Source organism: Pseudomonas sp. GOM7 (assembly GCF_026723825.1).
GTDB lineage: Bacteria > Pseudomonadota > Gammaproteobacteria > Pseudomonadales > Pseudomonadaceae > Aquipseudomonas.
In genome coordinates, this window is the sequence record NZ_CP113519.1 from 2,180,672 (window position 1) to 2,207,040 (window position 26,369).

23 protein-coding genes, 4 tRNA genes and 2 pseudogenes are annotated in these 26,369 nt (G+C 63.4%); 13 read left to right on the forward strand and 16 right to left on the reverse strand.

The genetic code is table 11. The features are described 5' to 3' along the window. Positions 1-747: 747 nt before the first annotated feature. Together OU800_RS24315 and OU800_RS24320 are read left to right on the forward strand one after the other, a co-directional pair. Positions 748-885, forward strand: a pseudogene (locus tag OU800_RS24315) (hypothetical protein); the annotation flags it as partial. 201 nt (positions 886-1,086) lie between these two features. Beyond that, positions 1,087-1,791 (forward strand): methyl-accepting chemotaxis protein, encoded by a 705-nt coding sequence (locus tag OU800_RS24320; protein WP_442964772.1) that lies wholly within the window; start codon positions 1,087-1,089, stop codon positions 1,789-1,791. A 3-nt stretch (positions 1,792-1,794) separates the two neighbouring features. Here OU800_RS24320 and OU800_RS09925 read toward each other — a convergent pair whose 3' ends face one another. From OU800_RS09925 to acnA, 11 genes and pseudogenes are all read right to left on the reverse strand, one after another. Beyond that, positions 1,795-2,568 carry an SDR family oxidoreductase gene (locus tag OU800_RS09925; protein ID WP_268183367.1) on the reverse strand — a complete coding sequence of 258 codons (774 nt, stop codon included), beginning with the start codon at positions 2,566-2,568 and terminating at the stop codon, positions 1,795-1,797. 149 nt (positions 2,569-2,717) lie between these two features. After that, complete coding sequence (gene tsaA, locus OU800_RS09930; RefSeq protein ID WP_268183369.1) at positions 2,718-3,419, reverse strand: tRNA (N6-threonylcarbamoyladenosine(37)-N6)-methyltransferase TrmO; 702 nt, start codon at positions 3,417-3,419, stop codon at positions 2,718-2,720. Continuing rightward, positions 3,416-3,607: a hypothetical protein gene (locus OU800_RS09935; RefSeq protein ID WP_268183371.1), complete on the reverse strand. Its 192-nt coding sequence runs from the start codon at positions 3,605-3,607 to the stop codon at positions 3,416-3,418. The genes tsaA and OU800_RS09935 overlap by 4 nt, the downstream gene beginning before the upstream one ends. A gap of 46 nt (positions 3,608-3,653) precedes the next feature. After that, positions 3,654-4,364 (reverse strand): RNA pseudouridine synthase, encoded by a 711-nt coding sequence (locus OU800_RS09940; RefSeq protein ID WP_268183373.1) that lies wholly within the window; start codon positions 4,362-4,364, stop codon positions 3,654-3,656. A 101-nt stretch (positions 4,365-4,465) separates the two neighbouring features. Then, positions 4,466-5,788 (reverse strand): 30S ribosomal protein S12 methylthiotransferase RimO, encoded by a 1,323-nt coding sequence (gene rimO, locus OU800_RS09945; RefSeq protein WP_268183375.1) that lies wholly within the window; start codon positions 5,786-5,788, stop codon positions 4,466-4,468. A gap of 147 nt (positions 5,789-5,935) precedes the next feature. Further along, positions 5,936-6,835 carry an alpha/beta hydrolase gene (locus OU800_RS09950; protein ID WP_268183377.1) on the reverse strand — a complete coding sequence of 300 codons (900 nt, stop codon included), beginning with the start codon at positions 6,833-6,835 and terminating at the stop codon, positions 5,936-5,938. Positions 6,836-7,165: 330 nt separating this feature from the next. Continuing rightward, positions 7,166-7,669: a hypothetical protein gene (locus OU800_RS09955; protein WP_268183380.1), complete on the reverse strand. Its 504-nt coding sequence runs from the start codon at positions 7,667-7,669 to the stop codon at positions 7,166-7,168. Positions 7,670-7,741: 72 nt separating this feature from the next. Next, the gene (locus tag OU800_RS09960) at positions 7,742-8,071 is read right to left on the reverse strand and encodes a hypothetical protein (RefSeq protein WP_268183381.1); all 330 of its coding nucleotides are present in this window, start codon (positions 8,069-8,071) and stop codon (positions 7,742-7,744) included. Between the two features lie 290 nt (positions 8,072-8,361). After that, on the reverse strand, positions 8,362-9,468 hold the full coding sequence (locus OU800_RS09965) for a methyl-accepting chemotaxis protein (RefSeq protein WP_442964773.1): 1,107 nt from the start codon (positions 9,466-9,468) through the stop codon (positions 8,362-8,364). Between the two features lie 183 nt (positions 9,469-9,651). Beyond that, a pseudogene (locus OU800_RS24325) lies at positions 9,652-9,927 on the reverse strand (PAS domain-containing protein); the annotation flags it as partial. A gap of 185 nt (positions 9,928-10,112) precedes the next feature. Continuing rightward, positions 10,113-12,854, reverse strand: a complete 2,742-nt coding sequence (gene acnA / locus OU800_RS09970; RefSeq protein WP_268183384.1) for an aconitate hydratase AcnA — start codon at positions 12,852-12,854, stop codon at positions 10,113-10,115. A gap of 190 nt (positions 12,855-13,044) precedes the next feature. Between acnA and rlmM the strand changes: the two genes are divergently transcribed. Both rlmM and tusA read left to right on the forward strand, forming a co-directional pair. Then, a complete protein-coding gene (gene rlmM, locus OU800_RS09975) occupies positions 13,045-14,100 on the forward strand; it encodes a 23S rRNA (cytidine(2498)-2'-O)-methyltransferase RlmM (RefSeq protein ID WP_268183387.1) in 1,056 nt (351 codons plus the stop codon). 302 nt (positions 14,101-14,402) lie between these two features. Beyond that, a complete protein-coding gene (gene tusA / locus OU800_RS09980) occupies positions 14,403-14,654 on the forward strand; it encodes a sulfurtransferase TusA (protein WP_442964746.1) in 252 nt (83 codons plus the stop codon). 101 nt (positions 14,655-14,755) lie between these two features. Here the strand turns inward: tusA and OU800_RS09985 are convergent, their stop codons facing one another. Together OU800_RS09985 and OU800_RS09990 are read right to left on the reverse strand one after the other, a co-directional pair. Next, complete coding sequence (locus tag OU800_RS09985; RefSeq protein WP_268183388.1) at positions 14,756-15,850, reverse strand: DUF3080 domain-containing protein; 1,095 nt, start codon at positions 15,848-15,850, stop codon at positions 14,756-14,758. A gap of 8 nt (positions 15,851-15,858) precedes the next feature. Continuing rightward, the gene (locus OU800_RS09990; RefSeq protein WP_268183390.1) at positions 15,859-17,232 is read right to left on the reverse strand and encodes an MATE family efflux transporter; all 1,374 of its coding nucleotides are present in this window, start codon (positions 17,230-17,232) and stop codon (positions 15,859-15,861) included. 125 nt (positions 17,233-17,357) lie between these two features. On the opposite strand from OU800_RS09990, the gene pdxB reads away from it, so the two are divergent. From pdxB to OU800_RS10005, 3 genes are all read left to right on the forward strand, one after another. Then, positions 17,358-18,488, forward strand: a complete 1,131-nt coding sequence (gene pdxB / locus OU800_RS09995; protein WP_268183391.1) for a 4-phosphoerythronate dehydrogenase PdxB — start codon at positions 17,358-17,360, stop codon at positions 18,486-18,488. A 986-nt stretch (positions 18,489-19,474) separates the two neighbouring features. Further along, positions 19,475-19,960 carry a glutathione peroxidase gene (locus OU800_RS10000; protein WP_268183393.1) on the forward strand — a complete coding sequence of 162 codons (486 nt, stop codon included), beginning with the start codon at positions 19,475-19,477 and terminating at the stop codon, positions 19,958-19,960. Beyond that, complete coding sequence (locus OU800_RS10005) at positions 19,957-20,484, forward strand: MarR family winged helix-turn-helix transcriptional regulator (RefSeq protein ID WP_330221407.1); 528 nt, start codon at positions 19,957-19,959, stop codon at positions 20,482-20,484. The genes OU800_RS10000 and OU800_RS10005 overlap by 4 nt, the downstream gene beginning before the upstream one ends. On the opposite strand, the gene OU800_RS10010 is transcribed toward OU800_RS10005, so the two are convergent. After that, on the reverse strand, positions 20,418-22,727 hold the full coding sequence (locus tag OU800_RS10010; protein ID WP_268183395.1) for a hybrid sensor histidine kinase/response regulator: 2,310 nt from the start codon (positions 22,725-22,727) through the stop codon (positions 20,418-20,420). The two genes, OU800_RS10005 and OU800_RS10010, sit on opposite strands and share 67 nt — an antisense overlap. A gap of 100 nt (positions 22,728-22,827) precedes the next feature. On the opposite strand from OU800_RS10010, the gene OU800_RS10015 reads away from it, so the two are divergent. Both OU800_RS10015 and OU800_RS10020 read left to right on the forward strand, forming a co-directional pair. Next, positions 22,828-23,718, forward strand: a complete 891-nt coding sequence (locus OU800_RS10015) for an ATP-binding protein (protein ID WP_268183398.1) — start codon at positions 22,828-22,830, stop codon at positions 23,716-23,718. After that, complete coding sequence (locus OU800_RS10020; RefSeq protein ID WP_268183401.1) at positions 23,715-24,197, forward strand: GAF domain-containing protein; 483 nt, start codon at positions 23,715-23,717, stop codon at positions 24,195-24,197. Before OU800_RS10015 ends, OU800_RS10020 begins: the two co-directional genes overlap by 4 nt. 35 nt (positions 24,198-24,232) lie before the next feature. Here OU800_RS10020 and OU800_RS10025 read toward each other — a convergent pair whose 3' ends face one another. After that, a complete protein-coding gene (locus OU800_RS10025; protein WP_268183403.1) occupies positions 24,233-24,898 on the reverse strand; it encodes a glutathione S-transferase family protein in 666 nt (221 codons plus the stop codon). A gap of 68 nt (positions 24,899-24,966) precedes the next feature. Beyond that, positions 24,967-25,731, reverse strand: coding sequence for a hypothetical protein (locus tag OU800_RS10030; RefSeq protein ID WP_268183406.1), 765 nt, complete (start codon positions 25,729-25,731; stop codon positions 24,967-24,969). Between the two features lie 221 nt (positions 25,732-25,952). On the opposite strand from OU800_RS10030, the gene OU800_RS10035 reads away from it, so the two are divergent. From OU800_RS10035 to OU800_RS10050, 4 genes are all read left to right on the forward strand, one after another. Further along, a tRNA-Glu gene (locus tag OU800_RS10035) sits at positions 25,953-26,028 on the forward strand. Positions 26,029-26,043: 15 nt separating this feature from the next. Continuing rightward, positions 26,044-26,119 (forward strand) — tRNA-Gly (locus tag OU800_RS10040). A 46-nt stretch (positions 26,120-26,165) separates the two neighbouring features. Beyond that, positions 26,166-26,241 (forward strand) — tRNA-Glu (locus OU800_RS10045). Positions 26,242-26,256: 15 nt separating this feature from the next. Beyond that, positions 26,257-26,332: transfer RNA gene (locus OU800_RS10050), tRNA-Gly, on the forward strand. Positions 26,333-26,369 lie beyond the last annotated feature (37 nt).

Genomic DNA, 26,369 nt, shown 5'->3' on the forward strand with positions numbered 1-26,369 from the left:
GAAGTGAACATCGAGGTGCTCGAGGCGCGCCGGTTGGAGCGCAATTTCGCCATCGAGCCGACTGCCGAGAATGCCGAGCGCGTGCGCAAGAGCCTGAGCGTGGTGAAGGACTCGCTGGAGCACCTGATACAGTCGAAGACCCTGGACGGTACACGCGTGCAGACCATGCAGCAGGCGGTCGACGAGTACATGCAGCAGTTCGACAGCTATGTCGATCTGCAGGGCAAGGCCCGAGCGGCGCGTGCCGACATGCGCAGTGCGGCGGGCGAGGCCCGCGATCAGTTCGAGACCATCGAACTGGGCATGTACGATGCCGTGCGCGAGTTGCGCCTGCAGGGCGACAACCTGCGTGGCAGCGACCCCCTGACCCTGGCCGAAACCGCCTCCGGCCTGAGCAAGCGCATGCTCGATCTGCGCAGCCAGGAAAGCCTGTACATCATCGACGGCTCGGCCGAGGCGCTGGAGGAGTGGAACTACCTCAGCGAAGACCTGCAGAACGTGGCGCGTAGCCTGATGGTCTGGCTCGACGACGAGCAGAAGGCGTCGATCGAAGCGGCCTTGCAGGCGCTGACCACCTATCAGCGCTCTTTCCTCTACTACCAGCAATTGCGGGCGCAGAACAAGGCCACCGAAGACGCCATGATCGAGCGTGCCCGTTCGGTCATCGGCCTGGCCGAGGCTGCACAGGCCAGCGCCGAGGAGAGCATGCAGGGCGACAGTCGCCAAGCCCAGTTGATGCTCGGTGGCATGGGCATCGCTGCCGTGGTGCTGGGCCTGTGTGCGGCCTTGCTGATCACCCGTTTGATCGTCGTGCCGCTGCGCCAGACCGTGGGTTTCGCCGAGCGCATCGCCGCGGGCGACCTCAGCCAGGATATCCCGCAGAACCGGCGCGACGAGCTAGGCCAATTGCTCGCTGCCATGCAGGGCATGACCAGCAGCTTGCGTACCCTGGTCGGGCGCATCGGGGGTGGTGTCGGGCAGATCGCCGCCGCTGCCGAGCAACTCTCTTCCATCACCGCGCAGACCAGCGCTGGGGTGCAGACGCAGAAGCTGGAAACCGAGCAGACCGCCACCGCCATGCATCAGATGGCAGCGACCGTGCAGGAGGTGGCGCATAACGCCGAGATGGCCTCGCATGCAGCGAAGGAGGCCGACCGCGAAGCGCAGCAGGGCAACGAGGTAGTGCAGCAGGCGGTGGATCAGGTGCACAGCCTGGCGACCGAGGTGGAGCAATCAGCCGAGGCCATTGCCGCCCTGGATCAGGAGAGCAGCCGCATCAGCAGCGTACTCGAGGTGATTCGCGGTGTGGCCGAGCAGACCAATCTGCTGGCACTCAACGCCGCCATCGAGGCGGCGCGTGCCGGTGAACAGGGGCGCGGTTTCGCCGTAGTCGCCGACGAGGTGCGAGCCCTGGCCAAGCGTGCCCAGGACAGCACCGAGGAAATCGAAACCCTGATCGGCAGCCTGCAGCGCATGGCCAAGGGCGCCGTGCAGCAGATGGAGAGCAGCCGTAGCCTGACCCAGCGTACCGTGGCCCTGGCCGGCCAAGCCGGTGAGGCACTGGCGCGCATCACCCAGTCGGTCAGCACCATCGAACAGATGAACCAGCAGATTGCCGCCGCTGCCGAGGAGCAGAGCGCGGTAGCCGAAACCATCAACGAGAGCGTGACCCGCGTGCGCGACATCGGCGAACAGAGTGCGACGGCCACCGAGCAGACCGCCGTTTCCAGTGCTGAGCTGGCGCGCCTGGGGGTGGAGTTGCAGGGACTGGTGCGGCAATTCCGCACCTGATCTTCAGCCCAGGTGGAAGCCGCCGTCGATGGGGATGATCGCGCCGGTCATGTAGGCACCGGCGCTGCCTGCCAGGCTCAGCGCCAGTGCGGCCATTTCCTCTTCGCGGCCCCAGCGCTGCATCGGGATCAGCGCTGTATCGGCGGCCAGGGCCGCTTCGTCCTCGGCGATGAAGCGGGTCATCTTGCTGGGAAAGCGCCCCGGCGCGATCACATTGACGTTGATGTGCTCGCTCACCAGCTCCTTGGCCAGCATGCGCGACAACTGATGCAGGGCCGCCTTGCTCGGGCCATAGGCATAGGCGTGCTCGCCCATGGCGCTGATGCCCGCCACCGAACCGATATTGATCACTCGCGCCGGTCGCTCTGCCGAGCCGGCCTTGCGCAGCAGCGGCAGCAGTTGCTGGATGCAGCCGAACACCGAGGTGACGTTGAGCTGCATGACTTTCTCGAAGCCCTTGGCCGGGTAGCTTTCCAGCGGTGCGCCCCAGGTGGTACCGGCGTTGTTGACCAGGATATCCAGGCGCTCGATGCGCTCGCCCAGTTCTCTGGCCAGGGCGTGCACGCCTTCCTCGCTGGCCAGATTGGCAGCCAGGCCGGTACAGCGGCCGAGCGCAGAGAGCTCGGCGGCGGTCTGCGCGCAGGCTTCGCCGTCGCGGGCGCAGACATAGACATGGGCGCCAGCCTCGACGAAGGCCTTGGCGATCATCAGGCCGATACCGCGGGTGCCGCCGGTGACCAGGGCCGTGCGCCCGGCAAGGGAGAAGTAAGGATGCATGGAAAGGCCTCATGAGCGATTGAGACCTTCACCCTAGAGCCTGGCTGCCGAGAAAGCAGGCATCATTGCCGGGCGAAATGACGCCTCATGCGTTTTGCCTTGTCGCAGCTAAAGCCCCTCCCGCGTAATCGGCGCCCTGTGGGAGGGCTTCAGCCGCGACTTGCCACTTGCACATCCAGCACGCGAATGCGCTCCGGCTCGGGGTAGTGCCAGTGCACGTCCAGATCCCAGAAACGTGCACCGTAGCGGCGCTCTGGCTGCGGCTGTTGATAGGCCGGGCGCGGATCCTGCGCCAGGCATTGCTCGATCAGTGCCACCAGCGGTTCGTCCAGGCGCTGGCCATGGCCATGGGCAGCTTCCAGCGCCTCGGCCTGCCACTCCACCGCGATCAGTGGCGGTGGGGCGCCGGCCATGTCGTTACGAGCCTCGGCCACGGCATCGGCATAGGGCACGTAAGGCTTGATATCCAGCACCGGCGTGCCGTCGAGCAGGTCGATGCCGGACAGGTGCAGGCGGCCAGGCTCTACCTTGTCCAGGCGCACCACCGACTGGCCGATGCCGTTGGGGCGGTGGGTGGCGCGAGTGCTGAACACCCCCACCGACTGGTTACCGCCCAGGCGCGGTGGGCGCACCTTCAGGCGTGGCTTGTCTTCCAGGGCCTGGTGAAAGAGAAACAGCAGCCAGACATGGCTGACCTGTTCCAGCCCCTGCACGGCGTCGCCCTGGTCGAAGGGCGGCAACAGCTCCAGCACGCCTCGGGCAGCGGGTGCCAGGTGCGGCTGGCGGGGAATGGCGAACTTTTCCTTGAAGCAGGAGCGGACGATGCCCACCGCACTGACGCTGTGCTTCATCGTGGCACGAGCATCTTGCAGCCGGCATCGCGGAAGGGGCCGGTGAAACGGATCCAGCCTTCGCCGGGGCTGACCTGGGCGCAGGTCAGGTGGCCGTCGCTCTTGCTCTGCCACAGATAGAAGGGCGCCGACCCGGCAAGGCTGGGCAGGCTCAGGGCGAGCAGGGCGGTCAGAAGCAAAGTGCGCATGGTGACGTTCTCCTGTATGTGAGCATTGAACCCTAACACGGGTGTCTCAGAAGCGTTCCTTCTCTCCCAGATAGCGCCACTGCCCGGCCGGTAGCTTGGCCATGGGCACGCCGCCGATGCGGATACGCTTGATCGCCTTGATTTGCAGGCCCAGCGCCTTGCAGATCTGCTGCAGCAGGTCGGGTGCCGGGTTCTTCAGGGCAAAGCGCAGGCGCTGCTCGCTCTGCCAACTGGCCTTGCAGGGCGGGAACTGCGTGCCCTTGTGGATCAGGCCCTTCTTCAGCCGTTCAAAGGTGCTGGCCGGCACTTCGCCGCTGACATCCACCAGATATTCCTGCTCCAGCTTGGCGCCATCCTCGCGTAGCTTGCGCTGGGCCCGCCAGTCCTGGCTGAGCACCACCAGGCCGCTGGCGCCGCTCTGCAACGGCAGGCTCTGTTCCTGGCGCAGGAAGTGGCCGTGCAGGATGCGCTGGGCATGCGGGTCCTCTTCCCAGTGGTTCTCGCGCACCAGCAGATGCTGCAATTGCGCGGCACTGGTACCCGCTGAGCAGTGCACCAGCAGCGTCACCGCCTCTACCGGTTCAAGCGTGGCATCGGGATGCAGCTCAACGCACTGATCCTCGACCTTGAATTGCGGCGCCTCGACCACCTGACCCTCCACCGTGACCCAGCCGCCGGTGATGTACAGATCAGCCTCGCGCCGTGAACAGCCGAAGAGTTCGATGACGCGTTTGGACAGGCGGGTGGGTTCGCTCATGGTGGCGCTCGATAAAAAGAAGGTCATTGTACCGGCAAGGCGTTGGGGGGCCGTAAAGAAAAAGCCCCGCACGCTGCGGGGCTCTTGATGTGGGGGCGGGCTTAGACCAGTTCGCCCCACATATCGTACTCGTCGGCATCGACGATGCGCACACGCACCTTGTCACCCGCTTTCACTGCGGTAGAGTCGATGAACACGCTGCCGTCGATCTCCGGGGCATCGGCCCAGGAACGCGCCACGGCGCCTTCGTCATCCACTTCGTCGACCAGCACGTCCATCTCCAGGCCGATCTTGGCCTGCAGGCGCGCCGAGCTGATGGCCTGCTGGTGCGCCATGAAGCGCTCCCAGCGCTGCTGCTTGATTTCGTCTGGCACGGGCTCCAGGCCCAGGTCGTTGGCCGGCGCGCCTTCGACCGGGGAATACTGGAAGCAGCCGACGCGATCGAGCTGCGCCTCGGTCAGCCAGTCCAGCAGGTACTGGAAGTCCTCTTCGGTTTCGCCGGGGAAGCCAACGATGAAGGTGGAGCGAATGGTCAGCTCGGGGCAGATCTCGCGCCACTTCTTGATGCGCGCCAGGGTCTTGTCCTCGAAAGCCGGACGCTTCATCGACTTGAGCACTTTCGGGCTGGCGTGCTGGAAGGGGATGTCCAGGTAGGGCAGCAGCTTGCCGGCGGCCATCAGCGGGATCACGTCATCGACGTTGGGGTAGGGGTAGACATAGTGCAGGCGTACCCATACACCCATGGACGACAGCGCCTCGCACAGCTCGAGCATGCGCGTCTTCACCGGCTGGCCGTTCCAGAAGTCCAGCTTGTACTTCATGTCCACGCCATAGGCGCTGGTGTCCTGGCTGATCACCAGCAGCTCTTTGACGCCGGCCTTGACCAGGCGCTCGGCCTCGCTGAGCACGTCGCCCACCGGGCGGCTGACCAGCTTGCCGCGCATGGACGGAATGATGCAGAAGCTGCAGCTATGGTTGCAGCCTTCGGAAATCTTCAGGTAAGCATAGTGGCGCGGGGTGAGCTTGATACCCTGCGGCGGCACCAGATCGATCAGCGGGTTGTGTTCGGCCTTCGGCGGGATGACTTCGTGCACTGCACTGACCACCTGCTCGTACTGCTGCGGGCCGGTGACGGCCAGCACGCTGGGGTGCACGTCGCGGATGCTGTCTTCGGCCACGCCCATGCAGCCGGTGACGATCACCTTGCCGTTCTCGGCCAGGGCTTCACCGATGGCATCCAGCGACTCGGCCTTGGCGCTGTCGATGAAACCACAGGTATTGACTACCACCACGTCGGCATCCTGGTAGGTCGGCACGATCTCGTAACCTTCCATGCGCAGTTGGGTCAGGATGCGTTCGGAGTCGACCGTTGCCTTCGGGCAACCGAGGGAGACGAAACCGACTTTCGGGGTGGCGCTGGACATGCGGGCTAACCTCTAGCGGGCGCCTGGCTGGCGCCTCTGATCAAAAAGTGCGCAATTCTAGCGGCGCCTTCGTGGCTTTTCCAGAGGTTGTTGGTGCTTTTACCGAGAGCCTGCTCGGTCAGAGCAGGGCCCATCCCAGGTGAGTGCTCACCCCAGCGGAATGACGCGCCGCAGAAACTCGAGCTGATCCTCGATTATGTGCTCGAACGCACTGCCGAGGTAGATATCGAAATGGCCGTAGTCATAGCGCCGGATTTCCTTGCGCGGCGTGTGCTGGGCATGCTTCAGGGTGGCTCTGGCCGGGGCGACGCTGTCTTGGTTGCATACCTGAAACAGCACAGGAGCCTGGATTCTTTTCGTGGCTCGGCCCGGGTAATAACGAATGATATCCAGGGCGAAGCGTGCGGCCGCGAAGTTGTTGACCGTACCGCCTTCGGGCACGAGGCCATGGTAGCCGTCGAAGGCATCGGGCGCGGTCATCAGTGCCGTTTCCCCTGGGCGCCCGGCGATCTTGACCATCCTTGGCTTGGCCCCGAACAGTGCGCCAAGCCGATCTTGCAGGGCCAAGGCGGTAAGTTTCACGGAGGTTATCGGGCTGATCGCAAGGCTCGACGAGAGGCCGTCACTGAACGGGCCCTGAGAAATGACGGCGGCTATCCCGGCATCATCGGCCGCGACACGCAGCACATGGCCGCCGCTGAACGAGGTGCCCCAGAGGATGACCCTATCGGCGTCCGTGTCGTCCAGGCTGCGAGCGTAGGCAATAGCTGCTTTCCAGTCCTCCAGTTGCTGGCCAATGTCGATCAGTTGCCGGGGCAGGCCATCGCTGTCGCCGAAATGGCGGTAGTCGAAGGTCAGGCAGGCATAGCCGGCAGCCGCGAAGCGTTCGGCATAGGCGGGCAGGCGCATGTCGCGGGTGCCGCCCAGGCCGTGTGCCATGACGATGATCGGAAACGGCCCGTCCCCTCGTGGGCGATGGAAGCTGGCCGTGCAGCTTTCGCCGCCAGAGGTGAAGTGAAGGATTCGTGGGGCTGTGTCTTCGGTCATCGTCAGGGTTTCCGGCTGGAGCCACGGATAAGCCTGGGTTCATGACCTGCAGGCAGGCATCGCTTATAGATCACTTAATCAGACTGACGGAACCGACTTTCAGGTTGGTACTGAGTGTGACAGTCGTCTGAAGGCCGCTCTCAGAAGGCAACTTCAGCACCGTAGGATGGGTAGAGCAACGCGAAACCCATTGAATCATCCCCGGGTTTCGCTGTGCTCTACCCAGGCTACTTGCTCGCTCAGTGTCTGGTCCGTACATAGGGATGCCTAACGTTTGGTTAAAAGGCGGGCTTTAGCCTGAGCGAACGGATGGAACCAATTGCTGGAGGTTTACTTGAAAAAATCATTATTTGGTGTTGTTGTTATTTTGATTGAGTTGTTTGGGCTGGCCTTTATTTCTGTAATTACGGGGGCGCCGCTGTGACAGTCGCTCTCAAAGCTTCCGGTATAGATGGGGTTGTTATTTTTGATTATTTTTACCGATGCTGTTGCTTGGGCTCCACAGCGACCTAATATATTGGTGTTTCCAGGTTGGCCGGAGATAATTACTACATATATTCCATCGGAAAGCTTACAGCTTCGCTCAATGCTTTTAATGCCTGTAACATAGGTGCCTTTGGTGTCGTCCTGTATTTCTAGCAGACTCCACGGATTCCACTCGTTTTCACCCGCCTTGGCGAGTAGAGCTTCACCGTCTTCATTGTAAGCGCCAAGATAAGAGAGCAGCAGAGCATCTGCGGCTTGATTACATTCATATCGAGCAAGCGTATGGAACCAGTCAGCTAGTGCGGGTGAAGTAATAAAAAGTGTCATGAGTAGTATGAGGTAACGCATTATTCTCGTAGGCCTCCAACCGTTTGGTTAAGGGGCGGGCCTTAACCCGTCCCAGTGAGCGAGGCGCTATTGTTAGAGGCTTTTCTCAAGCTCGCCATTCATTCTGTATTCAACACCATCTTCAAGCCATTTTCCTGATATTGCCAAGAATGGATCTTCAAGTTTTATTAATACTTCAATATGGCTTTCGTAAGCCTCGTACCCTTCATATTGGAACTTGCCTAGTCCTGAGTATTTTTGAGGCGAACGCTCGTTGACAATGCAGTGTCCTGTAAATTTACAACCGTCTTTTATACCTGAAAAATCGAAGCTGATTTTCCTTTCTGAGATAACGCAGCGAGGAATTTGATATATCCAAGGATTAGCTTCATTGGCGACATCAATTTCTCCGCTGAATTTCATGGGGTAATCCTCTAACTATAAATAGACACCAAGTGGTGCATAACCTGCATCTGGTTTTTTGGATAACCTTCCTGGCCATTCTCGGAGTCTTTCTCTAGTTCGCGGGAGTCAGCGAGGCGGTGGGGTGTTTGGCAGGTTATACACCATGTCAGATAACTGCTGGCAAGTGGCAATTACGCGAAGGCCGGGACGGTTCGGAAGGGAGTAGGGAAGATCGCGAGCAAGCTCGCTCCTACAAAGCAGGGCGGGGAGCGGGGAAGGCACAGCGGTTAGTCGCTGCGCCTCTTGTTTCAGCGATTGAACCGCTCCACCAGCGCATACTGCCCCTGCGCCGTGCCAGTCAGGGCCTGGCTGAGTTCGGCGGTGCTTTGCGCTTCGCCGGCGGTCTGGTCGGCTAGCTGGGCAATGGTGGTGATGTTCTGGTTGATCTCATCGGCCACGGCGCTCTGCTCTTCGGCGGCGGCGGCGATCTGGTTGGCCATGTCGGTGATATTGGCCACGGCGTCGCTGATGCCGGCCAGGGCCTGGTCGGCCTTCAGTACGCGTTCCACGCCTTCCTCAGCCTGCTTGCGGCCAATTTCCATGGTCATCACCGCTTCTTCGGCGGTGCGTTGCAACTTGGCGATCAGGCCGTGAATCTGGCCGGTGGATTCGGCGGTGCGCTGGGCCAGCGAGCGTACTTCGTCGGCTACCACGGCGAAGCCACGGCCCATCTCACCGGCGCGGGCGGCTTCGATGGCAGCGTTGAGGGCGAGCAGGTTGGTCTGGTCGGCGATGCCTTTGATCACATCGACCACGCTGCCGATCTCGTTGCTGTCCTGGGCCAGGCGGGTGACGGTTTCGCCGGTGTCGCCCACCGATTGCGACAGGCGCTGGATGGCTTCGCGGGCCTGCTCGGCGATGGTGCGGCCTTCGCCGGTCAGGCGGTTGGCTTCCTGGGTGGCGATGGCGGCGCGGGCGACGTTACTGGCCACTTCCAGGGTGGTGGCGGCCATTTCGTTGACGGCGGTGGCGACCTGCTCGGTTTCGTGGCGCTGACGTTCCAGGCCTGCAGAGCTGTTGTGCGCCAGCCTGTCGGCCTCACTGGCTTGCTGGTTGAGTTGTTCGGCGGTGTCCTGCAGGCGGGTGAGGCAGGTTTTCAGCCGTGCATCCTGGCTGAGCATGGCCATTTCCAAACGCGCTTCGGCACCCCGGCTGTCGGTGTACATCCGCGCGATCAGCGGGTCGGAGGTGGTCTGCTCGGCGATACGCAACAGGCGCTTGATGCCTCGGGTCTGCCAGGCGATGCCGGCCAGGCCCAGCGGCACGGACAGGCAGGCGGCGAGAATGAAGCCCCAGTTGCTGCCCATCCAGTGGCCGATGAGGAAGCCGATCTGGCTGACCAGGATGAAGGGCATCCAGGCCTGGACGATGGGCAGCCACTGATTGCTGGCCGGAATGGCCGATTTGCCGGCGTTGATCCGGGCGTACAGCGTTTCGGCTCGGCGTACCTGCTCGGCGCTCGGCTTGACTCGCACGGACTCGTAGCCGACTACCTTGTCCCCTTCGGTGATGGGGGTGACGTAGGCATTGACCCAGTAATGGTCGCCGCTCTTGCAGCGATTCTTGACGATGCCCATCCACGGGCGACCGCTCTTGAGGGTTGTCCACATATGGTCGAACACGGCAGGCGGCACGTCCGGGTGGCGCACGATGTTGTGCGGTGCACGCTGCAGCTCGTCACGGGAGAAGCCGCTGATCTCGACGAAGGCGTCGTTGCAATAGGTGATCTGGCCTTTGAGGTCGGTGGTGGAGATCAGGCGTTGCTGGGCGGGAAAGGTCTTTTCGCGCTGGGTGACCGGCTGATTGTTACGCATGGGCAAGTGTCCGTCATCGTTATGCCTCTCTGAGTCGGCCGGCGAGCGGCGAAGTTGAGGGCAGGATCCATTTTTACCGAGTGTAATCGGTTTTCGATGACGTCACATTTTTGTCGCGACCGCAGCCAGTCTGGCTGCGACGGAGAGGGCAGAGCCCTGCCACGCGAGGTGGCAGGGCGGGTGCGTCAGTTGCCGATCATCTGCCGCAGCACGTAATGCAGGATGCCGCCGGCCTTGAAGTATTGAACTTCGTTGAGGGTGTCGATGCGGCACAGCACTTCGACCTTCTCCTGTTGGCCATCTTCGCGGGTGACGATCAGGGTCAGTGGCATCTGCGGGCGCAGTTCCACGCCTTCCAGCCCCTCGATGGCCAGCACTTCCTTGCCGGTCAGTTTCAGGCTGTTGCGGTCGGTGCCGGGCTTGAACTGCAGTGGCAGCACGCCCATGCCCACTAGGTTGGAGCGGTGGATGCGCTCGAAGCTTTCGGCGATCACCGCCTTGACCCCCAGCAGGTTGGTGCCCTTGGCCGCCCAGTCGCGGCTGGAGCCGGTGCCGTATTCCTTGCCGGCGATGATCACCAACGGCGTGCCTTCGGCCTGGTAGCGCATGGCGGCGTCATAAATCGCCAGTTTCTCGCCGCTCGGTACGTGCAGGGTGTTGCCGCCTTCTTCGCCGCCGAGCATCTCGTTGCGGATGCGGATATTGGCGAAGGTGCCGCGCATCATCACTTCATGGTTGCCGCGGCGTGAACCGTAGGAGTTGAAGTCGGCCTTGTCCACGCCATGCTCGCTGAGGTAACGCCCGGCCGGGCTGTCGGCCTTGATATTGCCGGCTGGCGAGATGTGGTCGGTGGTTACCGAGTCGCCGAGCAGGGCGAGGATGCGCGCCTGGCGGATATCGGTGATGCGCGGCGGGTCGCCGGCGATGTTCTCGAAGAACGGCGGATGCTGGATGTAGGTGGAGTCGCCCTGCCAGGCATAGGTATCGGCCTTGGGCACGGCGATGGCCTGCCATTTCTCGTCGCCGGCGAAGACTTCGGCGTATTCCTTGCGGAACATGGCGGTGTCGACCTTGGCGATGGCCTCGGTGATCTCGGCCTGGGTCGGCCAGATGTCCTTGAGGTACACCGGCTGGCCATCCTTGCCGGTGCCGAGGGCATCCTGGGTCAGGTCGAGGCGCACGCTGCCGGCCAGGGCATAGGCCACCACCAGGGGCGGCGAGGCCAGCCAGTTGGTTTTCACCAGCGGGTGCACGCGGCCCTCGAAGTTGCGGTTACCGGAGAGCACCGAGGCGACGGTCAGGTCGGCCTGGGTGATGGCTTTCTCGATCGGCTCACGCAGTGGCCCGGAGTTGCCGATGCAGGTGGTGCAGCCGTAGCCCACCAGGTCGAAGCCGAGTTTTTCCAGATAGGGCGTCAGGCCGGCGGCGTCGAAGTATTCGGTGACCACCTTGGAGCCGGGTGCCAGTGAGCTCTTGACCCAGGGCTGGCGTTGCAGGCCTTTTTCCACCGCCTTTTTGGCCAGCAGGCCGGCGGCCATCATCACGCTGGGGTTGGAGGTGTTGGTGCAGGAGGTGATGGCGGCGATCACCACGGCACCATCTTGCAGGCGATGGGTGTGGCCTTCGTCTTCGTAGTCGATGCCGCCGCTCTGTTTGTCGCCACCCACGGCGGTGCCGCCACCGCCTTCACTTAGCATGCGGCCTTCTTCTTTGGCCGCCGGTTTGAGCTGCAGGCCGACGAAGTCGTCGAAGGCCTGGTGAACCTGACCCAGCGAGACGCGATCCTGCGGGCGTTTCGGCCCGGCCAGGCTGGCTTCGACGCTGCCCAGGTCCAGGCTCAGGCTGTCGCTGAACAGCGGCTCGGCGCCGGCTTCGCGCCACAGGCCCTGGGCCTTGCTGTAGGCCTCGACCAGTTGCACGGTGGCTTCCGGGCGGCCGGACAGGCGCAGGTAGCCGAGGGTGATCTCGTCTACCGGGAAGAAGCCGCAGGTGGCACCGTATTCCGGCGCCATGTTGGCGATGGTGGCGCGGTCGGCCAGCGGCAGGTCGGCCAGGCCGTCACCGTAGAACTCGACGAATTTGCCCACCACGCCCTTCTTGCGCAGCATCTGGGTGACGGTGAGCACCAGGTCGGTGGCGGTGATGCCTTCCTTGAGCTTGCCGCTGAGCTTGAAGCCAATGACTTCGGGAATCAGCATCGACACCGGCTGGCCGAGCATGGCCGCTTCCGCCTCGATGCCGCCGACGCCCCAGCCGAGTACGCCGAGGCCGTTGATCATGGTGGTGTGCGAGTCGGTGCCGACCAGAGTGTCGGGGAAGGCGAGGGTGATGCCGTCTTCCTCCTTGGTCCACACGGTGCGCGCCAGGTATTCGAGGTTGACCTGGTGGCAGATGCCGGTGCCCGGCGGTACCACGCTGAAGTTGTCGAAGGCGTGCTGGCCCCAGCGCAGGAAGGCGTAGCGCTCGCCGTTGCGCTGCATTTCCAGTTCGACGTTGTCGTGGAAGGCACTGGAGGAGGCGTAGCGGTCGACCATCACCGAGTGGTCGATGACCAGATCCACCGGCGACAGCGGGTTGATGCGCTGCGGGTCGCCACCGGCCTTGGCCATGGCGTCGCGCATGGCGGCCAGGTCGACCACCGCCGGCACGCCGGTGAAGTCCTGCATCAGCACGCGGGCCGGGCGGTACTGGATCTCGCGGTCGGAGGCGCGCTTTTCCAGCCAGTCGACCATGGCCTGCAGATCCTGGCCGGTCACGGTTTCGCCGTCTTCGTTGCGCAGCAGGTTTTCCAGCAGCACCTTGAGCGACTTGGGCAGGCGGTCGATGTTGCCGAGGCGCTGGGCGGCTTCGGGCAGGCTGAAATAGTGGTAGGTGGTGTCGCCGATCTTCAGTTCGCGGCGGCAGTTCAGGCTATCGAGGGAGGGCATTGCACGTCTCCTTAGGCCCACACGGTAAGGGCCGTGGTCGGTGGCTGTAAGGCTCAAGCGAGCCTGGCAACCTTATCCTTTCACTGTGCGTCAGCATCGTCACGAGCGTGCTGGCACATAGTCACTGGACAGGTTAGCAGGCTCTAGGTTCCCGCCTCGGGTATCATGAGCGGCCCAAGGAGTCCGTTCGATGAATACCCTGTTTCTGCATTGCCGCCCCGGTTTCGAGGGCGAGGTGTGCGCCGAGATGGCCGACCTCGCCGCGCAACTGGAGGTTGCCGGCTATCCCAAGAGCAAACCCGGCAGCGCCTGCGCCGAGTTCGTCTGCAGCGAGGCCGATGGCGCCGAGCGCTTGATGCGTCAGACCCGTTTCCATCGCCTGATCTTCCCGCGGCAGTGGGCGCGCGGTGCCTTCGTCAGCCTGCCGGACAGCGATCGCATCAGTGTTTTGCTCGAAGCCCTGGCCGACTATCCGGTGTGTGGCAGCCTGTGGCTGGAGGTGCTCGACAGCAACGAAGGCAAGGAGCTGTCGACCTTCTGCAAGAAGTTCGAGGCGCCGCTGCGCAAGGCACTGATCAAGGCCGGCAAGCTGGTGGAGGATGCGCAGAAGCCGCGCCTGCTGCTGACCTTCAAGAGTGGCCGCGAGGTGTTCGCCGGCATCGCCGAGGCCGGTAACGGCGCGATGTGGCCGATGGGCATTCCCCGCCTGAAGTTCCCGCGCGAGGCACCCAGCCGCTCCACCCTCAAACTGGAGGAAGCCTGGCACCATTTCATTCCGCGTGAGCAGTGGGATCAGCGCTTGGCGCCGGGCATGACCGCCGTGGATCTGGGCGCCGCCCCAGGTGGCTGGACCTGGCAACTGGTCAATCGGGAAATCCGTGTGACCGCCGTGGACAACGGGCCCATGGCGGAAAGCCTGATGTATTCCGGCTTCGTGGTGCATCAGCGCGCCGATGGCTTCACTTTCCGCCCGCGCCATCCGGTGCACTGGATGGTCTGCGATATCGTCGAGAAGCCGGCGCGCACTGCCGCGCTGATCGAAACCTGGCTGGGGGAGGGGTTGTGCCGCGAGGCGGTGGTCAACCTCAAGCTGCCGATGAAGCAGCGATACGCCGAGGTCAGACGCCTGCTCAGCCGCATCGAGGCGGGGTTGGCCGAGCGCGGTCTGAAGGTCAGCATCGGGTGCAAGCAGCTCTATCACGACCGCGAGGAAGTGACCTGCCATTTGCGTCGGCTCGGTAAGTGATAGCAGGCTGTTGAAAAACTACCTCGGCTTTGGCTTCCTGCGTCCCTCTACCTCCTGCATCCATGCAGTCGTCGCCTACGTTTTTCAACGGCCTGATAGGCCGGGCGCGGACAATGTCCGGCCCGGGCTCCCGCTTCGCGCCGGGCTCCGCCCGACGCTGGCGTGCGCACCGTCCTGGCCCGCTGGAGCGCAGGCAGCTTGCCGTAGATGCCTGGGCCGCGCTGCCCATCCAAGGTTGTGCGTGCAAGATGACCGGCGAGGCCGCTTTGCGCGACAATGCGCGTCCGTTCGTGGAGCCTCTTATGTCCGATGTCCTGACCTTCAACCATGATGACCTGCTCGATGCCAGCGGCCTGAACTGCCCCGAGCCGGTGATGATGCTGCACAACAAGGTGCGCGACCTGGCCCCCGGTGGCCTGCTCAAGGTGATCGCCACCGACCCCTCCACCCGCCGCGACATTCCCAAGTTCTGCGTGTTTCTCGGTCACGAGCTGCTTGGCCAGGCCGAGGAAGATGGCAGCTACCTGTACTGGATTCGCAAGAAGGCCGATTAGCCTGGATCTCCGCATGTAGGGTGCGCCGTGCGCACCATTGCTGTGTCTTGCTCGATCTTTCCTGGTCTGTGGCCGTTGGTGCGCGCGGCGCACCCTACGCTTTAAACCCCGCGACTCCATCCCGCTTGCCCAGGTGCCAGCCCACAGCTATTGAGCAGTGTCTGCCAGGCCTTGACGTGGCGCGCCGTGGCTGCGCGGAACGCCTGCCATAACGAATCCTGCGCGCCGGCCAGGCGCTGCAGATAGTCGTCGGTGGCGGGCGGGATGCCTTCTATGGCCTGTAATTGCAGCAGTGCCGCCTGCCAGTGCTGACCGCGCTGATCCACCAGAGCCAGGTAGGGCTGGAGGCCGCCGGCATAGAACTTGACGAAGATGTTCTGCAGGATGCGCCCACGTGGTGTCGGCCGCCCCTGGGGGCAGGCCGGCCGTTGCGCCTGGCGCTGCTCCAGCAGGTCGCTGCCGCTATCCAGGCTATGGCGCAGGCTGGCCAGGCTGGTGATCAGTTGTCCGCCCTGTTCGCTGGCGTAGAGGGCGAAGAACAGCGGTTCCAGCTTCGTGGCGTTGGGCGGCAACCGTTCGGGCAGGCCAGCGCCGATGCTTGCCAGTTGCTGCAGAGCGTCGAGGGCGGCGCTGTCCTCGTTCAGGTTCGCGGGCAGGGCCTGGTCGGCGAAACGCAGATAGTGCTCGAACTCCGGGCTGCCGTTGAGCGCGTTCCAGAACACGGCGGGCAGTTGCTGGCGTTTCTCAGTAGCCAACTGCTGCAGGGTGGTCTTGAGCGTGGCATCTGCCGGCAGGGCCGGCAGACAGGCGTCGATGGCGCGCAGCAGGTCGCCTTCGTAGCCCAGGCGCTGGCTGGGCACCAGTTGCTTGCCGAGGCTGCTGTTGCGCTGGCTGATCAATTGCTGCAGGTGCGGGCAGTGGTGGGCGTCGATCAGCAGATCGAGCAAGCCGATACGTATTTCCGGTAACTCGAGCAGGCGTTGGCGCCGTGGCGGCAGGCGGTACTGGCTCAGGCTGCTCGGCTCGAAGGCGCTGAAGCCGTCGCCCTGCAGCGCGGTATCGAGGCGTTGCAGGTAGTCGCGTTGCAGCGCCAGGCTGTCGTCGCCCGGCGTGCAGGCATTCAGCAGAAGGAGGCAGAGCAGCAGGAGAAGGCGTGTCATCACGGCAGTGTAGGCGCCGCTGGCGCTGTCCTCCATCCCTGCGCTCAGCGCGCGCGGCGGATGCGTTTGCGTGCGCTGCGCGCCAGGCGGATGCTGAGCATCAGGGCTGCGCCGGTCAGGCCCACCACCAAGCCTTGCCACAGGCCGCTCGGGCCACTGGGCTCGCCCAGCCAGTCGGACAACCCCAGCGCATAGCCCACCGGCAGACCGATGCCCCAGTAGGCGAACAGGGTCAGCAGCATGGTGATGCGCGTGTCCTGGTAGCCGCGCAGGGCGCCAGCGGCCGTGACCTGGATGGCGTCGGAGAACTGGAACAGCGCCGAGTAGACGATCAGCGTCGCGGCCACCGCGATCACTGCCTTGTCCGGGGTGTAGATCTGCGCGATCTGTTCGCGCAGGAGGAATATCAGGCTGGCTGACAGGCAGGCGTAGGCCAGGGCCGCGCCCATGCTCACCCCGGCGGCGAAGCGCGCCTCGCGCGGCTGGCCACGGCCCAGCGCCTGGCCCACGCGCACGGTGGCGGCCATGGCCAGGGAGTAGGGGATCATGAACACCATGGAGCTGAAATTCAGCGCGATCTGGTGGCCCGCCACCACGGTGGCGCCGAGGCCGCCGATGAGCAGGGCGATCACCGCAAAGATGCTCGACTCGGCGAACACCGCCACGCCAATGGGGACTCCGATGGCCAGCAGACGCTGGATTACGTTCCACTTTGGCCAGTCGAAATGGGCGAACAGCTCACTGGCGCGGTAGTAGGGCGCCCATTTCACCCAGGTCATCAGGCCGAGTAGCATGAAGATCATTACCAGCGCCGTGGCCCAGCCGCAGCCGACGCCGCCCATGGCCGGCAGGCCGAACTTGCCGTAGATGAAGATATAGTTGGCCGGGATGTTCAGCAGCAGGCCGAGAATGCCCAGCACCATGCTTGGCCGGGTGTGGCCCAGGCCATCGCTGTAGCAGCGCAACACGTGGTACAGCGCCACCGCCGGAAAGCCGCAGGCCACCGCACGTAGATAGCCCATGGTCGGGGCGATCAGCAGCGGGTCGACATCCATGACGCGCAGGATGAATTCGCCGTTCCACAGCAAGGCTGCAGCGCTGACGCCCACGGCCAGAGCCAGCCACAGTGCCTGGCGTACCAGCGGGCCGATGGCTGCCTCCTCACCGGCGCCGAAGCGCTGCGCCACCTTGGGCGTGGTGGCCAGAAGGATGCCGGTCATCAGCAGGAACACCGGCACCCAGATCGAGTTGCCCAGCGCCACGGCGGCCAGATCCTCCGGGCTGACGCGCCCGGCCATGAGAGTGTCGACGAAACCCATGGCGGTATGGGCCAACTGGGCGATGATGATGGGGGTGGCCAGGACGAGCAGGCTGCGCAGTTCCGTGCGCACGCGCCCCAGGCGGTTTTCGCTGGGCATTTCGTGTCTTCGAGAGGAGGCGGAAAACCGCGTAGTCTACGCCTTGACGCATTGGTCAGGAAAGTGCCGCTGCCATGTGCCTGCTGCCCTGGCATACAATGCCGGCTCAGCCCTGGAGCCGCCCCATGCAGATAGTCGCCGACGAAAACATTCCCCTGCTCGATGAGTTCTTTGCCGGCTTCGGCGACATCCGCCGTCTGCCGGGTCGCGCCATCACCGCGCAGGACGTGTGTGACGCCGATCTGTTGCTGGTGCGTTCGGTCACCCGCGTCGATCGGGCGCTGCTGGCCAGCAGTCGGGTGCGCTTCGTCGGTACCTGCACCATCGGCACCGATCATCTGGATCTCGAGTACTTCGCCCAGGCTGGCATCGCCTGGAGCAGTGCGCCGGGCTGCAACGCCCGTGGCGTGGTGGATTACGTGCTGAGCAGCGTGCTGACCCTGGCCGAGCGCGAAGGCGTCGATCCGGCCTCGCGGGTCTATGGTGTGGTGGGCGCCGGGCAGGTCGGTGGGCGGTTGGTCGAGCTGCTGCAGGGGCTGGGCTGGCAGGTGCGGGTGTGCGACCCGCCGCGCCAGGCCGACGAGGGCGGTGATTTCGTCAGCCTGGAAACCATCATCGCCGAGTGCGATGTGATCAGCCTGCACACGCCGCTGGATGCCTCGACGCGGCATCTGTTCGATACGGCGCGCCTGGCTGCACTTAAACCTGGCGCCTGGCTGATCAACGCCAGCCGTGGCGCGGTGGTGGACAACGCCGCCTTGCGCGCGCTGCTGCCGCAGCGCCCTGACCTCAAGGTCGTGCTGGATGTCTGGGAAGGCGAGCCACAGGTCGATGTCGAGCTGGCCGCGCTGTGCCAGTTGGCCACGCCGCATATCGCCGGTTACAGCCTGGACGGCAAGCTGCGTGGCACGGCGCAGATCTACCAGGCTTGCTGCCGGACGCTCGGCGTACCCGAGCAGGTGCGCCTGAACGACCTGTTGCCGACGCCCTGGCTGAGCGAGATCACCCTAAATGGCAGCGCCGATCCGACCTGGGTGCTGGCCAGCCTGTGCCGCGCGGTGTACGACCCGCGCCGTGACGACGCGGATTTTCGCCGTAGCCTGGTGGGTGGTGCCGAAGCGCGGCGGGCGGCCTTCGACCGGCTGCGCAAGCATTACCCGATGCGGCGTGAGATCGATGGTTTGCGGGTGAGGGTTCAGGGGGATTCAGGCCAGTTGGCCGCTTTGGTGCGAGCCCTGGGGGGCACGCTGGCCTGAGCTGCTCGGTCATTTGGTGTTCGTGACTAAGGTGCAGGTTTAGGGCGTTCGTTATCCGTAGGTTCTTTGGGGAGTCTCACGGAGATCGGCTCTAATACCGGGCTGGCAAGTTTGTGTGTTGGCTTGTGTTGGTGTTCTGGACGCCGCTTTGGGTGTCTTCAGATATTCCGTGTTTCGCCCCCTCGGGCGACTCACTTTTCTTTGAAGTGCGCAAAGAAAAGCAAAAGAAACGCACCCCCGCCATCCGGCCCCGGCTGCGCCGGGGTTCGTTCGCTCCATCGCCGCTCCGAGGGTCGGCTTACAAGGGCCGTCCCTGGCCCTTTAAGCCTCTCGCGGCATCCATGCCGCTCGCCCCTCTACGCAACGATTCCACTCACCCTCCTGAAGGGGGCATTCGCGCGCCTGAACGTAAAGGCATGCCATGGTCTAGTCGGCGTGTTCTAGTGGCTGTGAAATCGCCACTGAGTCGTCGAGTTAAACCAAAACTTTCATTTGCGCAGTTTCATCTATGTAGCTGCCGCCCTGGTCAGCCCTAAGGCTGACCCTGTGCTCAAACACTCCGCACTGCTTCTGGTTTACCTTGGGTTCAGGCGCGTGCAGAGCCCGCCCAGGAGGGCGAACGGAATCGTCGTGGAAGAGGTTGAGCGGCATGGATGCCGCGAGAGCCGCGATGGGCCATGGATGGCCCACCGCGGCGGGCCTCTGGAGCGGCGATGGAGCGAGCGAACCCTCGCGCAGCGAGGGCCGGATGACCGGGCGGAGGTTTTGGTTACTTTTGCCCCAAAAGTGACTCGCCCGGGAGGGCGAAACCAAAAACATCAGCAAAAACGCGGCAATTCGGAACAAACACCCGAACAACCAGCAAGCCAACACAAACTTACCAGTCCAGCATCAAATTCATCCTCCTTTTCAGTAATTGAATTGCGCGCAATCAAATTGCTCGCTACCTTACTCCAATCTCCCACCTGTTTAAGGACGACTCCCCCATGAGCGATGCACTTCTCGATATCCCCGTCACCACCATCAAGGGCGAGCAGAAAACCCTCGCCGATCTCGGGGGCAAGGCGCTGCTGGTGGTCAACACCGCCAGCAAATGTGGTTTCACCCCCCAGTACAAGGGGCTCGAGACCCTCTGGCAGCAGTACAAGGACAAGGGCCTGGTAGTGCTCGGCTTTCCCTGCAACCAGTTCGGCAAGCAGGAGCCGGGCGACGAGGGGGCGATCAGCGAGTTCTGCGAGCTGAACTTCGGTGTCAGCTTCCCACTGTTCAAGAAGATCGACGTCAATGGCAGCGATGCCCACCCGCTGTTCGTGCAGCTCAAGAAGCGTGCACCAGGCCTGCTCGGCAGCCAGGGCATCAAGTGGAACTTCACCAAGTTCCTGATTGGCCGCGATGGCCAGGTGGTCAAGCGTTTTGCCCCGACCACCAAGCCCGAGGAGCTGGGCGCCGAGATCGAAGCTCTATTGCAATGATCAGTTCGACCGAGACCGGGCTGAGCCTGGACGACCAGTTGTGCTTCAAGCTGTATGCCGCCTCGCGGGCGGTGATCCGGGGTTACAAGCCGATGCTCGATGCCCTGGGCCTGACTTACCCCCAGTACCTGGCCATGCTGGTGCTCTGGGAATGGCAGGCGCGACCGCCTGCACAGCCGACGCTCAAGGCCCTGGGCCAACGTTTGCAACTGGACTCGGGCACCTTGACGCCTTTGCTCAAGCGCCTGGAGCAGAGCGGCCTGGTGTTGCGCCGCCGCGCCGCGCAGGACGAGCGTGAGGTGCATCTGGCGCTGAGCGAGCGGGGTGTGGCGCTGCAGGCGCAGGTGCTGCCGCTCAAGGAACAGTTGTTGTGCCGTTTCGCGGAAGACGAGTTGGCCGAACTGGAGGGCTTGCGTCAGCGCCTGGATAGGCTGCTGGTGCGTCTTGACCCACCGGTTCAGGCCGGCAGCCAAGCTTCCAGCAGCGCCGCCAGTTCCTCGCGGCGGAAGGGTTTGGCCAGGTAATCGTTCATACCGGCGGCGCGACAGCGCTCGCGTTCGTCGGACAGGGCGTTGGCGGTCAGGGCGATGATCGGCAGCTCCGGCCAGCGGCCATTGAGGCGGATGCGGCGGGTGGTTTCGTAGCCATCCATCACCGGCATGTTGCAGTCCATCAGCACCAGATCGATGGGCTCCTGCTCCAGTCGCTCCAGGGCTTCGCCGCCATGGGCAGCGACCAGTACTTCGCAGCCGAGCTTGGCCAGCATGCCTTTGGCCACCATCTGATTGACGGGGTTGTCTTCCACCAGCAGCACGCGCGCGCTGCGCTGTGTTGTGCCGGCCTCGCGCAGTGCGAGCTGGGCTTCCTGAGGTTCGTGCTGGAGCTGATGACGCAAGGCCTGGCGCAGGCCATCGCGAGCCAGCGGGCGGGCGATCTGTTGCAAGGGGGCCAGGCTGGCGGCCTGTTGCTGTGGCAGGAAGTTGCCGTAAGCCGTGACCAGGAGAATCGGCGTGGTAATGGCCGGGCGTATGCCCAGCAGGCACTCCGGGCAGTCGCTGATCAGCAGATCGGCCTGGACGCCGAGCAGGCTGGCGTCGGTGTCCAGGCGCCGATAATCGAGGCCCCAGGCCGGCAGCCAGCGTTCGAGCATTTGATGCAGGCCGCTGCTGCTGGGGGTCATCGCCACGATCTGGCCTTGCAGTTGTGGCGCCGGTAACGCCTCGCTCTGGGTCGGCAGGGGTAGCAGGGCGCAGAATTCGCTGCCGAAACCTTCCTTCGAGTTCAGGCTCAGGTTGCCTTGCATGGCTTCGCACAGGCGTCGGGTCAGGGCCAGGCCCAGGCCGGTACCGCCGAACTCGCGGGTGATGCCGACCGTGGCCTGGGCAAAAGGCTGGAAGATGCGCGCCTGTGCTTCTTCCGAGATACCAATACCGGTGTCGCGCACGCAGATGTTGATACCGGTGTCGGTACGTTCCACACGTACATCGACGCGGCCGAAACGGGTGAATTTCAGTGCATTGGACAACAGGTTGCTGACGATCTGTCGTACCCGGGTCGGGTCACCGAGCACCTGTGTGGGCAGGTGTGGGTCGATCAGGCAGGTCAGCTCCACGGCGGCCGCGGCGTTCTGCGACAGCAGGCTGGCGGTTTCTTCCACCAGCAGACCGAGGTCGAAGGGAATCTGCTCCAGCTCCAACTGGCCGGCCTCGAACTTGGACAGATCGAGAATATCGTTGAGCAACTCCACCAACACCTTGCCGGAATCGTGGGCGATGCTCAGTTGCTGGTGCTGTTCGCTGCTCAATGGTCCATCCAGAGCAAGGGCGAGCATGCCCAGCAGACCATTGAGCGGTGTGCGGATCTCGTGGCTCATGTTGGCCAGGAAGGCCGAACGCGCCTGTGCCATGTTCAGGGCGGTGGTGCGTGCCTGCTCCAGCTCCTGGTTGGACTGGCTGAGGCGGGCGTTGGCCGCCTTGAGCTCGGCGGTGCGGGCCGAGACGATATTCTCCAGCTCACTCAGGTATTGGTTCAGTTGGTCTTCGGCAGCGCGTCTCTGCTCGATTTCCTGGGTCAGGCTGGACAGGTGGCGGTTGGTCACCTCCACCAGCGTGCCGATCTCGTCGTGTTCGTGACCGCTGGGGCAGGGCACTGGGCGGGCTTGGGCATCCTGCGGATTACGCAGACTGAGGGCGCGGATGACGTTGATCAGGGGCTTGGTCAGCATGAAGTAAAACAGTACCAGCAGGATCAGCGACAACAGCAGGCTGCGAGCGAAGCCGGTGAGCAGGGTGAGCAGGGAGCGGTCGAGGAAGTGGCTGCCGAAGGCGTAGGTGTCCACCTCCAGGCGCAACACGCCGAGCGGTTCGTGCGGCGAGTGGGCGACGTACAGCGAATCCTGGAATTCACGCTGGGCGCCGAACAGGCTGTCGCTGAGTACCCGGTAACGGCTTTCCCGCCGTGGCCGGCTGGCGCTGGCCAGTACCAGGCCGCTGTTGTCGATCAGGGAGGCATGAACCACCGCGGGTGAGCGCAGCAGTCCCAGCACCAGCTCCTGAGCCAGCTCGGCATCGATGTTGTAGGCGATACGGGCCGCCGGGTTATGGCTGATTTCCAGCAGCGCATGAATCTCGCGGTTGATGGAGGCCTCTTCGCTGGCATAATCGATCGCCACCTGAATGATGCTGAGCAGGGTGCCGAGGATGAACGCGACCAATACGGTCAGGCCGGCTTGCTTGAACGAGAGGCGATGGGTGAGCGAAATATCCATGAAGGCCCGCATGTTCCTTGATCCTTGGCGGCAAGCATAGCTGATTGCAGAGCTGGATCGGCAGCGCGTTCTGTGAGCGCTGATTAATGAGGAGTAGATGGTGGATTCTCGATTGCAGAGCTTTCTGACGCGGGCCGAGCAGGTGTTGGAACGGCTCGAACCCCTGTTGCCCGCCTTGCGCCCGCAAGTGGATTGGCATCACTGCATGGCGGCACGTTGGCAGCGCGATGGGCGTAGCGGTTATCTACAACCTTTGCAGGTCAGTCTCGATCTGTCGTTGAGCGATCTGCTCGGCGTCGATGCGCAGCGTGAGCAACTGGCGCGCAACACCCGGCAGTTCGTCGACGCCTTGCCGGCCAACCACGCCTTGCTGTGGGGCGCCCGTGGTACGGGCAAGTCGTCGCTGGTCAGGGCGCTACTGGCCGAGTACGCGTCCGCTGGCCTGCGTCTGATCGAGATCGAACGCGACCATCTGGCCGACCTGCCGCGCGTGATGGAACTGCTGGCGGATCTGCCGCAGCGTTTCGTGCTGTTCTGCGATGATCTGTCCTTCGAGGCGGGCGAGGGTGACTACCGGGTGCTCAAGAGCGTGCTCGACGGCTCACTGGAGCAGGCGCCGGACAACGTGCTGCTGTACGCCACCTCCAACCGCCGTCATCTGGTGCCCGAGCGCCAGAGCGACAACGACAACTGGAAGATGGTCGATGGCGAGCTGCATCCCAGCGAAGCGGTGGAGGACAAGATCGCTTTGTCGGATCGCTTCGGCCTGTGGCTGTCGTTCTATCCCTTCAGCCAGGAGCATTACCTACTCGTGGTACGGCACTGGGTCACGGTGCAGGCGCGTGCCGTAGGCTTGCGCTGGGAGTGGGACGAGGCCCTGGAAAAAGCCGCCATTCGCTGGGCGCTGGGGCGCGGCAATCGCAATGGCCGCTGCGCCTATCAATTCGCCCGCCACTGGGTCGGGCTGCAACTGCTGGAGCAACGAGCATGATCGATCTTTCCCAGGCCGGCGCGGGGAGGCAGGGCTATGACCTGCTCTGCGCACAACTGCAGGCGTTGCTCAGTGGCGAGCATGATTTCATCGCCAATGCCGCACAGTTCTCCGCGTTTCTCTTCCACGAACTGACGGATCTGAACTGGGCAGGTTTGTACCTGGTCAAGGGCGGGGAACTGGTCTTGGGGCCGTTCCAAGGCAAGGTGGCCTGTGTGCGCATTCCCTTCGGCCGTGGCGTGTGTGGTGCCGCAGCGGCCACTCTGCAGACGCAGCGGGTGGAGGATGTGCACGCCTTTGCCGGGCACATCGCTTGCGACAGCGCCTCGAACAGCGAGCTGGTGGTGCCGCTGCTCAAGGACGGGCGCCTGATCGGCGTGCTCGATCTGGACAGCCCGCTCACCGGGCGTTTCAGCGCTGACGATCAAGCCGGTATCGAGGCCCTGGCGGCGATCTTCCTGGCCGCCAGCGACTGCTGAGGGCGAGCGCGCAGGGCACCTGCGCGCTAGGGTTATCAGCGGCGAATGCCAAGCTTCTCCAGGGTGCGCAGCTCGCGCGGCAGCAGTTGCTGCACGCTGGCGCGGGCCTTGATGCGGGCATAGTGCGCGGCCAGGTTTGGCCAGCGTGCGGTGTCCAGGGTTTCGCCGCCATGCTCCATGTTGATCAACTGGCAGGCGAGGGCCAGATCGGCCATCGTCAGCGTCTCGCCGAGGAAGAAGGGGCCTTCGCCCAAGGTGGCTTCGAGGTAGTCGAAGTGCTTCGGTAGCGCGCTCTTGAGCGTATGCTGCACCTGCTCTTCATCGCAGCCCTGGCCCATGCTGACCTTGAGCACGCGATTGCGGAACACGCTGAAGGTGCACAGCGGCGCTAGTTCATAGTCCGCGTACTTTTCCAGCCAGCGCACCTGGGCACGTTGTTCGGCACCTTCGCCGTACAGAGCCTGGCGTTCGGGGTAACCTTCTTCGAGGTACTGGCAGATGACGCTGGAGTCGGCGAGATTGAGTTCGCCATCGCGGAAGGCTGGAATCCGCCCCAGGGGGTTGAGCTCCCGATACCAGGCGGGTTGATCACCGAACGGCATGATCACCTCCAGATCGTACTCCAGGCCTTTTTCCAGCAGACACAGGCAGAGTTTGCGTACGAACGGGGACAGGGGGGCGCCGTAAACGGTCATGCTCATGGTGATGGGGCCTCGTCAGGGATGATGGCTCGGGGCGCAGGGGCTGCTGCGCCAGTGGCGGGTAGGGTTCAGTCGTAGATGTTCTTCTTCTTCCAGTCTTCTTCCAGACCCTTGAGTCCTTCGGTCAGTTCGCTGGGTTCGTCCTCGGCCGGCGGCGGATTGTCCAGCACCATGGCATTGGCGCGCGCCAGTTGTTCCTCGAAGCGCTTGAGCTGGGTCTGGTACAGCGCCGGTTCCGGCTGTTTGCGTAGGTATTGCACGGCGCGCTCGAAGGCCAGGCGGGCCTGGCCGGGGCGGCCCTGTTGCAGTGCGCTCTGACCCAGGTTGTTGAAGCATTCGATATAGACCTGCACCAGCATCTGGCGAATCTGCCGCATCCATTGCTTGCCGTCGTTCACCGGGATCAGGTTGATTTGCACCGCTCCGGTGATCAGCGCCTGGAGGTTTTCCAGCACGTAGCGCACTTCCTTGGCCTTGGCTTCATTGAGAATGGGCTGGGGCGGGTTCTTCACGGCAATCGATTCGCCCTGAACGGCCAGCGCGCGCAAGGCGTCGATCTCGCCAGCGAGGTTGGCATTGTGCTTGTCCACGGACTGCAGGCGCTCGCTGAGCTGGAGTTGCAGTTGGCACAGCAGCAGCTTCAGGCGCGGGCTCATCAACTGGCCGGGGATGCGTTCGGAAACGTCCTGGCAGCGGCGGATGCGGTCGATGAGATCGGCGCGTTGACGGGCTTTGTCCAGCTTGCTTTTCTCGACGGCATGATTGATGTAAGCAATGATCATCAACAAGGCGATACCGATGACGATAAGCAGGGTTATCACGAGCGGGGACAAGGTATGAACCTCTTGGCAACTGGCGTTTCGCCCGAGTGTAGTGGCTTGTCTGCACGGCTCCTAGCGCTATGTCTAATTCTTGGTTGAAGTCTTTGATTTTAAAAATTTTTTAGAGAGTGGTTGACGGCCCTGCAAAGGCTCCATAGAATGCGCGCCACTTCCAGCGCAATGCCAGAAACAGAGCGAAGGAAGCCGGAAAGTTGCTTGATGTTCCGGGGTGTGTCCCCTTCGTCTAGTGGCCTAGGACACCGCCCTTTCACGGCGGTAACAGGGGTTCGAGTCCCCTAGGGGACGCCACTTTCAAGCTGTAATGCGGGAATAGCTCAGTTGGTAGAGCACGACCTTGCCAAGGTCGGGGTCGCGAGTTCGAGTCTCGTTTCCCGCTCCAGATTTTAGAAGCGCTGCTTCGGCAGGGTTTCAAACCAAGTTCCAAGGTCCCCTTCGTCTAGTGGCCTAGGACACCGCCCTTTCACGGCGGTAACAGGGGTTCGAGTCCCCTAGGGGACGCCACTTTCAAGTTGTACTGCGGGAATAGCTCAGTTGGTAGAGCACGACCTTGCCAAGGTCGGGGTCGCGAGTTCGAGTCTCGTTTCCCGCTCCAAATAAACGAAAACGCCGCTCAATCGAGCGGCGTTTTC